The following is an 11475-nucleotide window of genomic DNA, read 5'->3' as shown; positions in this document are numbered from 1 at the left end:
GTCGTACAGGGGCTCGATGCGCAGGCCGTCGGCGGTCTTCGAGACGAGGCGCTTCTCGAAGTCGGCGCCCTTGAGCACGCCCGCGACGAGGCCGAGCCAGCGCTCGCGGGTGGCGGGCTCGAAGAGGTCGGCGAGCGGTCTGTCTTCCATGCGCGGCGGGCCCTGCGAATCCTCGGGCGGACGGTTACATCCGCCCGTTCTTCGTCACCTGCCCTCGCATACCGGGACAAGCGTGGCAATCGCCCGATCGGCCGAGCCCGTGCAAATGGTCTCAACCCAGGATGATGAGCCCCGCAAAGCCCAGCGCGCCCACGATGATGCGCCACCACGCGAACAGCCAGAAGCCGTGCCGCGCGACGTAGTCGAGGACGGTGCGCACCACGATCAGCGCCGCGAAGAAGGCCACCACGAAGCCGATCACGATCAGGCCCGTGTCGTCGGCGTTGAGGTTCTTGTAGTTGTCGAGCAGGTCCTTGGCGAAGGCGCCCGCCATGGTCGGCATGGCGAGGTAGAACGAGAACTCGGTGGCCGAGCGCTTGTCGGCGCCCATCAGCATCGCGCCCACGATGGTGGCGCCCGAGCGCGACACGCCCGGGATCATGGCGAGGCACTGGAACACGCCGATCTTCAGCGCCATGGGCAGGCTGAAATCGTAGACGTCGGTCTTCTTCACCTCCAGCTCGGTGTCGTCGAGGACGAGCAGCACGAGGCCGCCCGCCACCAGGGTGGCGCAGACGATCCAGGGGTTGAACAGGTAGGCCTTGATCAGCTTCGAGAAGAGGCCGCCGATGATCGCCGCCGGCAGGAAGGCCAGCAGGATCGCCAGCACGAAGCGGCGCGCGTTCGGGTCGCGGGGCAGGGCGGTCGCGATGGCGAGCAGCCGCCGGAAATACACGGCCAGGATCGCCAGGATGGCGCCGAGCTGGATCAGCACCTCGAAGGTGTTGTTGGGCGAGTGGAAGCCGATGAAGTGCCCGACGAGGAGCTGGTGGCCGGTGGAGGAGACCGGGATGAACTCGGTGGCGCCCTCGACGACCGCGAGCACGACCGCCTTCGCGATGCTCATCGCATCCATGTCTGTCCGCCTCGATTGTCCGGTGAGCGGGCCCGCATAGCCCGAAAGAGTGGGCGGCCGCCAAGATCCAGGGAACGCAAGACCCAGCGAACGGCCGCCAAGGTTGACGGGCAGTTACCGGAGAGAGGCCGGCGTGTTAAGGGGTCGGCAACGATCGGGACATATCTCATCCTCCTGCCCGGTCCCGCGAAGTTTTCCTGCGGTGCGTCCGGCCGGCACCCCGCCCGTTTCGAACGGCCTCGATGGCGACGCTCTATCACTTTCCCTTCTGCGCCAATTCCCGCTTCATCCGGCTCGTGCTCGCCGAGATGGGCATGGAGCCGGTGCTCGCCGAGGAGAAGCCCTGGGAGCGGCGGGACGAGTTCCTGATGCTCAACCCGGCCGGCCAGACGCCGGTGCTGCTGGAGCAGGGCGGCCTCGTGGTGCCGGGCGCCGGGATCATCGCCGAGTATCTCGACGAGACCCGGGGCCTCGGCCTGACCGGCCGGCGGATGATGCCGGAGGCGACCGCCGACCGGGTCGAGGTGCGCCGCCTGCTCGAATGGTTCCTTGTGAAGTTCGACGCCGAGGTGACGGGCTACCTCGTCACCGAGAAGATCTCGAAGCGCTTCATGTCGAGCCGCGACGGGGGCGGGGCGCCGGACATGAACGCGATCCGGGCGGCGCGGATCAACGTGGGCTACCACCTCAAGTACATCGGCTACCTGATGGCCCGGCGTCGCTGGATCGCGGGCGACCACCTCACCTACGCGGATCTGGCCGCGGCGGCGCATCTCTCCTGCGTGGACTATCTCGGCGACGTGCCCTGGGACGACGATGAGACGGCGCGGGACTGGTACGCGCGGGTGAAGTCGCGGCCCTCGTTCCGCAGCCTGCTCGCCGACCGTGTGCCGGGCATGCCGCCCGCGCCGCACTACGCGGACCTGGATTTCTAGAACGGGGCGGCGCACCATTCCGGCTCAGACGGCGGCGGATCGAGGAGGCCGGGATGAATTTCCGGAGCACCCGCCACACCGACGAGCCTCAGGGGCAGGCGACGTTCGGCATGGCCAATCTGCGGTCTCAGAGAACGGGCCTGCCCTTCATCGTCTTCATCTCGCAGCGCGACGGCGCCCAGCACGACGTCCGCGTGAAGGTCTCGCCCAACCCGAAGGTGCGCAACGCCCAGATGGGATCCTACGCGCTCCGGCCCTACCGGTTCGTGGACGGGCATCGCCTGGGCCCGGGCGAGGAGCGGGCCCAGGAAGCCTGGGTCGAGAAGAACCTCGACGTCCTCGTCCGCTACTGGACCGGGGACATCGCGTACACCGAGGACGCGCTGGAACTGCTCGAAGCGATCTGGAACGCCCAGCGGCCAGGGCCGGACAGCGCACAGTCTCACGCACCTTGCGAGGATCAAGCATCAAGTGCTTGATCCACCCAGCAAACATCCTCTCCTACCGCTTTAAGATGCCGCGCTTCCCCTCTCCCCGCGCGCGGGGAGAGGGGGGGACCCGTGCGCGCTGAGGCGATCGAACGGTAACCGTATCACGTCGCCTGAACCACCACCTCCACGAGGTTCGGTTTCCCTGAGCGGATCCCCGCCTCGATCGCGGGCGCGATGTCGCCGGCCCGCTCGATCCGCCGGGCCGGCACGCCCATCGAGGCGGCCAGGGACGGGAAGTCGATGCGCGGATCGACGAGGTCCATCGCGATGAAGCGGTTGGCCCGCACGGAGGCGTAGTGGGTCTGCGTTTTCATGAACCGCTTCAGGATGTTGTACTCGGCGTTGTTGATCACCACGAAGGTGACCGGCAGGCGCTCGTGCGCCGCCGTCCAGAGCGCCTGGGGCGAGTACATCGCGGCCCCGTCCCCGACCACGCAGACCACGGGCGCGCGGTCGAGGCCGAGCGAGAAGCCGACCGCGGCCGGCATGCCCCAGCCGAGCACGCCGCCGCGCATGGCCGCGTACTGGTGGGTGTTCGGGCTGTCGAGGAAGGTGCGCAGGTGGGTGAGCGTCGCGGGCGCCTCGTCCACGATCGCGACATCGTGACCGACCGCGCGCGCCACCTCGCGGGCCGCGACCAGCGGCGCGATCACCGGGTCGGCGAAGGCGGCATCCGCCGCCTCCGCGAGCCGGGCGCGCCGGGCCACCCGCGCCTCCGCCGCCCGCGCACGCAGCTTCGCGTAGGCCTCCGCCTGGGGCGCGAGGCGGGGCTCCAGCAGCGGCAGCAGCGCGTCGAGCGAGGCGCGGATGTCGCCGACCATCGAGAGCGTCGTGGTATAGGTGCGACCGAGGTCGCGCACGTCCGCCGAGAGCTGGAACACTTGCGTCGAGGCCGGCACCGCCGAGCCCTCGGTGTACAAGACCGTGATCAACGACTTGCCACCCAGCGCGAAGACTGCGTCGTAACCTCCCAGGATCTCTGCGATCTCCGTCGCCTTGGTCGGCAGGTTTCCGGCCCAGAGCGGGTGCGCCGTCGGGAAGGGGATGTGGGCCGGCCAGGACGAGCCGTAGACGGGAGCGCCGAGGCGGTCGGCCAGCGCCACCGCCTGGGACGAGGCGTCGCTCGAATCGATCTCGTCGCCCGCGATCAGCGCCAACCGGCCGGGCGGCACCGCCGCGAGGTGGTCGGCCAGGCGGTCGAGCGAGCCCGCCGTGGCGCAGCGGTCGATGGTCGAGACCGCGCCCGCGGGCGCCGCCGTCATCGCCTCCATCACGTCCATCGGCAGCGACAGGAAGACGGGGCCGGAGGGCGCGGCGTTGCAGTCGTGGAAGGCGCGCCGCAGCAGGATCGCGAGCTGGTCGGCGTTCGTCACCTCGCGCGCCCATTTCACCGCGGGCGTCGCGATGGCGACGAGGTCCCCCGAGAGCAGCGGGTCGGTGATGGCGTGCCGCGAATCCTGCTGGCCCGCCGTCACCACCAGCGGCGTGCCCGAGACGTGCGAGTTGATCAGGTTGCCGAAGCCGTGCCCGAGCCCGCCCGCCGTGTGCAGGTTGAGGAAGGCCGGGCGCCGCGCGCCCTGCGCGTAGCCGTCCGCCATCGCGACCGCGCTCGCCTCCTGCAGGGCCAGCACGTAGGCGATGTCCGGCGTCTCGGTGAGCGCGTCGATGAGGGGCAGCTCCGTGGTGCCCGGATTGCCGAAGATGTAGCGCACGCCCTCCGAGCGCAGCACCTCGAGGAGCAGCGCCGCCCCGCGCCGCGGGGCCACCGAATCCACCGTCGCGATCACGCCAGCCCGCTCCTCTCGCTCCATCCGAAAGGCGAGAGGCTACGCCAAGCCGCCCCCCGCGTCAGGCCCGCAGATGCGCCACGAAGGCCTGCGCGAAGGCCGGAAGCGCCGCAAGGTCGCGCAGGCACAAGGTGAGGTCGCGGCTGGCCCAGGGATCGGTCAGCGGCACCACGGCGATGTCGAGCCCGCGGGCGGCGCGGCGCGCCGTGCTCTCCGGCACGATGCCGAGCCCCACCCGGGCGTCGGCCAGCCGGCAGACCGCATCGAAGCCCCGCAACTGGACCCGCAGCCGCATCGGGCGTCCGATCCGCGCCGCGCGCTCGGCGAGGAAGCGCGTGATGGCGCTCGCCCGGTCGAGACCGACGAGATCGTGCTCCAGCACCTGCGCGAAGGACACGGCCTCCCGCCCCGCCAGCGGGTGGCCGCTCGCCGCCGCCACCACGAAGCGGTCCTGCCGGAACGGGAAGGTCTGCAGCGCAGCCGTGTCGACCGTGCCGGAGAGGATGCCGAGATCGGCCGCGCCCTCGGCCACCAGCCCGACGATCTCGTCCGAGGTGTGCTCGTCGATGTCGACGCTGACGCCGGGATGCGCCGCCAGATAGGCCGAGAGGGCCTCCGGCAGGAACTCGGTCAGCGCGTTGGTGTTCGCCACCACCCGAATCTGCCCGACCGTGCCGCCGGAGAAGGCCGAGAGCTCGGTCTGCATCCGCTCGACCGCCGCCAGGATCGTACGGGCGTGGGCGAGAAGCGCCCGCCCCGCCGGCGTCGGGCTGGCGCCGAGGCGGCTGCGGGTGAGGAGGGCGGCGCCGAGGCTCTCCTCCAACCCGCGGATCCGTGTCGAGGCGGCGGCGAGTGCGAGATGCGCCCACGCCGCCCCGTGCGTGATCGAGCCGGCCTCGACCACGTGGCGGAACAGCGAGAGATCGACGAGGTCGAAGCGCATCATCGTGGCTCCAGCATCCGTGAGGGGCGAAGCGCGTCGCTCTCCCTCCTCACTCTGCGGGGGATTTCCGAGCCCTTGCCTTCGCCTTCCACGAAGGCTCCGTCAACGAGTCCCGAATTGCGAACGGTTCCAGACCGGCAGAATGCTGCCGGCCTCGAACGGGGGTTCATCCATGCACGGAGAGGCGGCCATCTGGGCGACCGGCGCCCTGCTCGTGCTCTGCATGGGCCTGTGGGCGACCGCGCTGATCCCCGAGATCGTCACGGTCCTCGTCTTCTTCGCGCTGGCGATGCTCCTGAAGCTCGGGGCGCCCGCCACCGTGTTCTCGGGGTTTGCGGCCTCCGCCTTCTGGCTGGTGCTCGCCGGCATGGTGGTGGGGCAGGCGATGACCCGCACCGGGCTCGGGGCGCGCCTGGCGCAGGGGCTCTCCGGCCGGCTCGGCGGCTCCTACCCGCGCTTCATCGGCGGACTCGTCGCCTTCAGCGTCGCCCTCGCCTTCGTGATGCCCTCCAATCTCGGGCGCATCGCCCTGATGATCCCGGTGACGCTGGCGCTGTGCGACCGGTTCGGCCTCGGCCCCGGGCGGCCGGGACGGGCCGCCGCCGTGCTGGCCGTGGGCGTGGCGACGCCCAACCTCTCGGCCGCGATCCTGCCCGCCAACGTGCCGAACCTCGTCATGGCGGGCGCCGCCGAGAGCCTGCTCGGGCTGCATCTCTCCTACCTGCCCTATCTCTGGCTGCACGGCCCGGTCCTGGCGGTCGCGAAGGGCGGCCTCCTGACGCTCCTCGTCGTGCGCCTCTTCCCCGACCGGCTGGAGCCCCGGCGCGACGGCGCCGCCGCCACGGCCCCGCTCTCGGGCGCGGAACGGCGGCTCGCCGCACTCCTCGTCGCGACCCTGGCGCTCTGGGCGACCGACAGCCTGCACGGCATCGCCCCGGCCTGGATCGGGCTCGCGGCCGCCGCGCTCTGCATCATGCCGCGCGTGGGCGTGATCCCGGCCGACGCCTTCGGGCAGGTCTCGCTGCGCACCTGCTTCTACATCGCGGCCCTGCTCGGCCTCGTGGCGCTCGTCAACGAGACCGGGCTCGGCGCCCGCCTCGGCCACGCCCTGCTCGCCGTCGCCCCCCTGGAGCCGGGCGCCGACGCCCAGAACTACGCCGTGCTCACCGGCATCGCCACCGCGCTGACGCTCCTCGTCACCGCCAACGGCGCGCCCGCGCTCTACACGGCCCTCGCCGGCGAGATGGCGACGGGAAGCGGGCTGCCCGCGTTGACCGTGGTGATGATTCAGGTCGTGGGCTACAGTACCGTGTTCTTCCCCTACCAAGCGCCGCCGATCGTGTTCGCGCGCGAGCTGGGCGGCGTGTCCCTGCGGGACGCCACCCGCCTCACCGTCGCCTTCGGCACCGCATCACTCGTTGTTGCAGCGCCGTTGAACTACCTCTGGTGGCGCGCGCTCGGGTGGCTGCCATGAGGCGGGCGCAGGGGCGAGTACGAAGAAATCGTATTCAGAATCATAAGCGTGACAGATCCGCCGGATCGTTCATGCCGCATTGCGGCTTGCCCCTCGGCGGCCTAGCCCTACCAGTTTAGAGACGCTTCAGTTCGCAACTGCGAGGCCCGACACGATGGCACCCACCGCCCGGCCGACCACGGCCCAACCCCTCTCGCCGCACCTCCAGATCTACCGCGTGACCTGGACGATGGCGATGTCGGTGGCCCACCGCATCACCGGCACCGCCCTCTACGGCGGCACGGCGCTGGTCGCGATCTGGCTGGTGGCCCTCGCCTCCGGCCCGGCGGCCTACGGCTGGGTGGCGTGGTTCTTCGGCTCGTGGATCGGGCGGATCGTGCTGTTCGGCTACACCTGGATCCTGATGCACCACATGCTGGGGGGCCTGCGCCACTTCGTCTGGGATTTCGGCGTCGGCCTCGACCGCACCACCCGCATGAACCTGTCGCGCTTCACGCTGATCGGCTCGGTGGCCCTCACTCTCGTGATCTGGGCCGCCGCCCTGACGCTGCGCTGACGGAGGCAGAGATGGCCGACAACCGCCAGGACACGAACGTCTCTATCCGCACCCCGCGCGCCCGCGTGCGCGGCCTCGGCGCCTCCGGGCACGGGGCCGACCACTGGTGGTTCCAGCGCCTCACCGCCGCCGCCAACCCTCCGCTGATCATCGGTTTCGTGATCATCGTGGCGATGATGGCCGGCCGCCCCTACCCGGAGGCGGTGGCGCTGATCGGGCACCCGCTCGTGGCGATCGTCCTGATCCTCACCGTCCTCTCGGTCACGCTGCACATGCGCGTCGGCATGCAGGTGATCATCGAGGACTACGTCCACGACAAGGCGCTGCGCGTCACCGCTCTGTTCGCCAACACCATCTACACGGTCGTCGTCGCCGTGGCCTGCTTCTACGCGATCCTGCGCGTGGGGCTGGGCCGCCTCGTCTGACCCGAACGACAGGAGCTCTTCCATGGCCGCCAACGGCACCAACGGGTCGCAGCCCGCCTACACCATCAACGACCACAGCTTCGACGTCGTCGTCGTCGGGGCCGGCGGCGCGGGGCTTCGCGCCACCGTCGGCTGCAGCCAAGCCGGCCTGCGCACCGCCTGCATCTCCAAGGTCTTCCCGACCCGCTCGCACACCGTGGCGGCGCAGGGCGGCATCTCGGCCTCGCTCGGCAACATGGGCCCGGACGACTGGCGCTGGCACATGTACGACACCGTGAAGGGGTCGGACTGGCTCGGCGACCAGGACGCGATCGAGTACCTCGTGCGCAACGCCCCGGCGGCGGTGTACGAGCTCGAGCATTGGGGCGTGCCGTTCTCGCGGACCGAGGAAGGCAAGATCTACCAGCGGCCCTTCGGCGGCATGACCACCGATTACGGCAAGGGCACCGCCCAGCGCACCTGCGCGGCGGCCGACCGCACCGGCCACGCCATGCTGCACACCCTCTACGGGCAGGCGGTGAAGAACCAGACCAACTTCTTCATCGAGTACTTCGCCCTCGACCTGATGATGGACGAGGACGGCCGCTGCCGCGGCGTCATCGCGATGGATCAGGCCACCGGCGAGATCCACCGCTTCCGCGCCGCGATGACCATCCTGGCGACCGGCGGCTACGGCCGCGCCTACTTCTCGGCGACCTCGGCCCATACCTGCACGGGCGACGGCGGCGGCATGGTACTGCGCGCCGGCCTGCCGCTGCAGGACATGGAATTCGTGCAGTTCCACCCGACCGGCATCTACGGCGCGGGCTGCCTCATCACGGAGGGCGCGCGCGGCGAGGGCGGCTACCTGACGAACTCCGAGGGCGAGCGCTTCATGGAGCGCTACGCGCCGTCCGCCAAGGACCTCGCCTCGCGCGACGTGGTCTCGCGCTCGATGACCATGGAGATCCGGGCCGGCCGCGGCGTCGGCAAGGGCGGGGATCACATCTTCCTCCACCTCGACCACCTCGACCCGAAGATCCTGCACGAGCGCCTGCCGGGCATCTCGGAGAGCGCCAAGATCTTCGCGGGCGTGGACGTGACGAAGGAGCCGATCCCGGTCCTGCCGACCGTGCACTACAACATGGGCGGCATCCCGACGAACTATCACGGCGAGGTGCTGACCCTTAAGAACGGCGACCCGGACACCGTCGTGCCGGGCCTGATGGCGATCGGCGAGGCGGCCTGCGTCTCGGTGCACGGCGCCAACCGCCTCGGCTCGAACTCGCTGATCGACCTCGTGGTGTTCGGCCGCGCGGCTGGCCTGCGCTGCGCCGACATCGTCGAGGCCAACGGCCGGATCCCGGACGCGCCGAAGGAGGCGACCGACAAGGCGCTCAGCCGGCTCGACCGCTTCCGCTACGCCGACGGCGCGACGCCCACCGCGGAGCTGCGCCTGGAGATGCAGAAGACGATGCAGAACAACTGCGCGGTCTTCCGCACCGGCGAGGTGCTGGAGGAGGGGCGCGGCCTGATCAACAAGGTCTGGCACGCGGCCGCCGACGTGAAGATCACCGATCGCTCGCTCGTCTGGAACACCGACCTCCTCGAGACCCTGGAGTTCGACAACCTGATCGGCCAGGCGGTGGTGACGATGGAATCGGCCGCCAACCGCAAGGAATCGCGCGGGGCGCATGCCCGCGAGGATTTCCCGGACCGCGACGACAAGGAGTGGATGAAGCACACCCTCTCCTGGCTCGACGAGAGCGCGCACCGGACCACGATCGATTACCGCCCGGTCCACACCTACACGATGTCGAACGAGATCCAGTACATCGAGCCGAAGGCGCGCGTGTATTGATTTTTATGACCGCGTCGCGCGAATCGTTCCTGGTTCGCGCGACGCACCCGTAGCGCTTCCGCCCACGTGCCGCGTCGAGGAGGTCTGTCATGATGCATACCTTCCAGAGCTTCCCCCGGATCTCGGTCGACCCCGCCGTCATGGGGGGCAAGCCCTGCATTCGCGGCATGCGCGTGACCGTGAGTATGATCCTCGGCGAGTTGGGCGGCGGAACGACGGTCGACGAACTGCTCGCCGGGTACCCGTATCTGGAGCGTGAGGACATTCTCGAAGCGCTCCGCTTCGGAGCCTCGCTGGCGAGTTTCCGCGATGTCGCGCTGGCTGCGGCAGAATGAAACTCGTCGTTGACATGAACCTGTCGGTCGCCTGGATCGCCGGCTTGCACGGGAAGGGGGTCGATGCCGTCCATTGGAGTGCGCTCGGCCCACAGGATGCTGCCGATGACGCGATCATGGCGTGGGCGCGCGCGAACGACGCGGTCGTGCTCACCCGCGATCTCGATTTCGGCGCGGCGTTGACGCGGCAGGCGCTGATCGCGCCAAGCGTCATCCAGATCCGCTGCGGTCGGGTGGAGATGGAACGCCACCTGCCCCTGGTAGTGCGCGTGATCACCGAACATCAGGCCCCGCTCGGCACGGGCGCCATCGTTACGATCGAGGACGACCGCGTGCGGGTTCGCGTCCTCGCCTCCGACACGTCTCTCTGACCGTCTTCGCTGAAAGCAGAATTATGGCTCAGTTCGCACTCCCCAAGAACTCGCAGGTCCGCGAGGGCAAGTCCTGGCCGGCGCCGGCCGGGGCGAAGAACCTGCAGACCTTCCGCATCTACCGCTGGAACCCGGACGACGGCGCCAACCCGCGGATCGACACCTATCAGGTCGACCGCGACGATTGCGGGCCGATGGTGCTCGACGCGCTCTTGTGGATCAAGAACAAGGTCGACTCGACGCTGGTCTTCCGTCGCTCCTGCCGCGAGGGCATCTGCGGCTCCTGCGCGATGAACATCGAGGGCCAGAACACGCTGGCCTGCACGATGGGCATCGACGAGTGCAAGAGCCCCGACAACGCCCTGCCGATCCTCACCCGCAAGGACAAGGACGGCGCGGTGCGGATCTATCCCCTCCCGCACATGCCGGTGCTGAAGGATCTGGTCCCGGACCTGACCAACTTCTTCGCCCAGCACGCCGCGATCGAGCCCTGGCTCCAGACCGAGACGCCCGCCCCCGAGAAGGAGTGGCGCCAGACGCCGGAGGACCGCGCCCGTCTCGACGGCCTCTACGAGTGCATCCTGTGCGCCTGCTGCACCACGAGCTGCCCGAGCTACTGGTGGAACGGCGACCGCTTCCTCGGCCCGGCGGCCCTGCTGCAGGCCTATCGCTGGCTGATCGACTCGCGCGACGAGAACACCGGCGACCGGCTCGACAGCCTGCACGACCCGTTCCGGCTCTACCGCTGCCACACGATCATGAACTGCGCCAACACCTGCCCGAAGAACCTGAACCCGGCCAAGGCCATCGCCGAGATCAAGAAGATGATGGTCGAGCGCGCGGTCTAGGTCCCGGGATCCCCAAGGGGCGAGCCCCTTGGGCGAGGTCCAGGGGCGCGAAGCCCCTGGCTTGGGATCGCCGACCCGGCAAAGCCGGGGTGGAGGTTCCAAATGCAGGGTTCCACCCTGCACCCGCCAAAGGTCTCGACCTTTGGGATCCACGACCCTGTTGGCTCCCGGCGGCCGGGGTGGCGGCATCCAGGCCGTTTCGTCTCGGACCTGCTCGAGACGCGCGGGTGCGACCGGGGCGCCACAGTCCGGCGGAAATCCCGCCCCGTCCCCGCTTCCCAGAGGGCCCGACCCGGCACCGCCTTGCGGGCATCGCATTTGATGGCGAGGCAGGGACCGCGCGCCGCGAGGGGGCGCCCCACGGGATCCGAGGTCGATGACGCGTCCGTTTCTGT

12 protein-coding genes are annotated in these 11475 nt (G+C 69.9%); 9 read left to right on the top strand and 3 right to left on the bottom strand.

The genetic code is table 11. From position 1 onward, the window contains the following. Nucleotides 1-271: 271 nt before the first annotated feature. The gene (locus AX737_RS37430; protein WP_066925384.1) at nt 272-1075 is read right to left on the bottom strand and encodes an undecaprenyl-diphosphate phosphatase; all 804 of its coding nucleotides are present in this window, start codon (nt 1073-1075) and stop codon (nt 272-274) included. 242 nt (nt 1076-1317) lie between these two features. On the opposite strand from AX737_RS37430, the gene AX737_RS37435 reads away from it, so the two are divergent. Together AX737_RS37435 and AX737_RS37440 are read left to right on the top strand one after the other, a co-directional pair. Then, the gene (locus AX737_RS37435) at nt 1318-2010 is read left to right on the top strand and encodes a glutathione S-transferase family protein (RefSeq protein WP_066925386.1); all 693 of its coding nucleotides are present in this window, start codon (nt 1318-1320) and stop codon (nt 2008-2010) included. A 53-nt stretch (nt 2011-2063) separates the two neighbouring features. Beyond that, complete coding sequence (locus AX737_RS37440; RefSeq protein ID WP_066925389.1) at nt 2064-2489, top strand: hypothetical protein; 426 nt, start codon at nt 2064-2066, stop codon at nt 2487-2489. 113 nt (nt 2490-2602) lie between these two features. Here AX737_RS37440 and AX737_RS37445 read toward each other — a convergent pair whose 3' ends face one another. Continuing rightward, nucleotides 2603-4288: a thiamine pyrophosphate-binding protein gene (locus AX737_RS37445; RefSeq protein WP_238231397.1), complete on the bottom strand. Its 1686-nt coding sequence runs from the start codon at nt 4286-4288 to the stop codon at nt 2603-2605. Nucleotides 4289-4349: 61 nt separating this feature from the next. Then, the gene (locus AX737_RS37450) at nt 4350-5234 is read right to left on the bottom strand and encodes a LysR substrate-binding domain-containing protein (RefSeq protein ID WP_197430694.1); all 885 of its coding nucleotides are present in this window, start codon (nt 5232-5234) and stop codon (nt 4350-4352) included. 169 nt (nt 5235-5403) lie between these two features. Between AX737_RS37450 and AX737_RS37455 the strand changes: the two genes are divergently transcribed. The 7 genes from AX737_RS37455 to AX737_RS37485 all read left to right on the top strand — a co-directional run bounded on the left by AX737_RS37455 (nt 5404) and on the right by AX737_RS37485 (nt 11080). Further along, on the top strand, nt 5404-6705 hold the full coding sequence (locus AX737_RS37455; RefSeq protein WP_066925395.1) for an SLC13 family permease: 1302 nt from the start codon (nt 5404-5406) through the stop codon (nt 6703-6705). A gap of 154 nt (nt 6706-6859) precedes the next feature. After that, the gene (gene sdhC / locus AX737_RS37460) at nt 6860-7261 is read left to right on the top strand and encodes a succinate dehydrogenase, cytochrome b556 subunit (protein ID WP_066925398.1); all 402 of its coding nucleotides are present in this window, start codon (nt 6860-6862) and stop codon (nt 7259-7261) included. A gap of 11 nt (nt 7262-7272) precedes the next feature. Continuing rightward, nucleotides 7273-7686 carry a succinate dehydrogenase, hydrophobic membrane anchor protein gene (gene sdhD / locus AX737_RS37465; protein WP_066925401.1) on the top strand — a complete coding sequence of 138 codons (414 nt, stop codon included), beginning with the start codon at nt 7273-7275 and terminating at the stop codon, nt 7684-7686. A gap of 22 nt (nt 7687-7708) precedes the next feature. Continuing rightward, nucleotides 7709-9526, top strand: coding sequence for a succinate dehydrogenase flavoprotein subunit (gene sdhA / locus AX737_RS37470; RefSeq protein WP_066925403.1), 1818 nt, complete (start codon nt 7709-7711; stop codon nt 9524-9526). Between the two features lie 89 nt (nt 9527-9615). Next, nucleotides 9616-9861 carry a DUF433 domain-containing protein gene (locus tag AX737_RS37475; RefSeq protein WP_066925406.1) on the top strand — a complete coding sequence of 82 codons (246 nt, stop codon included), beginning with the start codon at nt 9616-9618 and terminating at the stop codon, nt 9859-9861. Further along, a complete protein-coding gene (locus tag AX737_RS37480) occupies nt 9858-10232 on the top strand; it encodes a DUF5615 family PIN-like protein (RefSeq protein WP_156453908.1) in 375 nt (124 codons plus the stop codon). Before AX737_RS37475 ends, AX737_RS37480 begins: the two co-directional genes overlap by 4 nt. 23 nt (nt 10233-10255) lie before the next feature. Continuing rightward, nucleotides 10256-11080: a succinate dehydrogenase iron-sulfur subunit gene (locus AX737_RS37485; RefSeq protein ID WP_066925412.1), complete on the top strand. Its 825-nt coding sequence runs from the start codon at nt 10256-10258 to the stop codon at nt 11078-11080. Nucleotides 11081-11475 lie beyond the last annotated feature (395 nt).

The sequence above is a fragment of the Methylobacterium sp. CCH5-D2 genome, assembly GCF_001556475.1.
In the GTDB taxonomy this organism is placed as follows: domain Bacteria; phylum Pseudomonadota; class Alphaproteobacteria; order Rhizobiales; family Beijerinckiaceae; genus Methylobacterium; species Methylobacterium hispanicum.
This window is presented reverse-complemented; position numbering and strand designations above follow the sequence as displayed.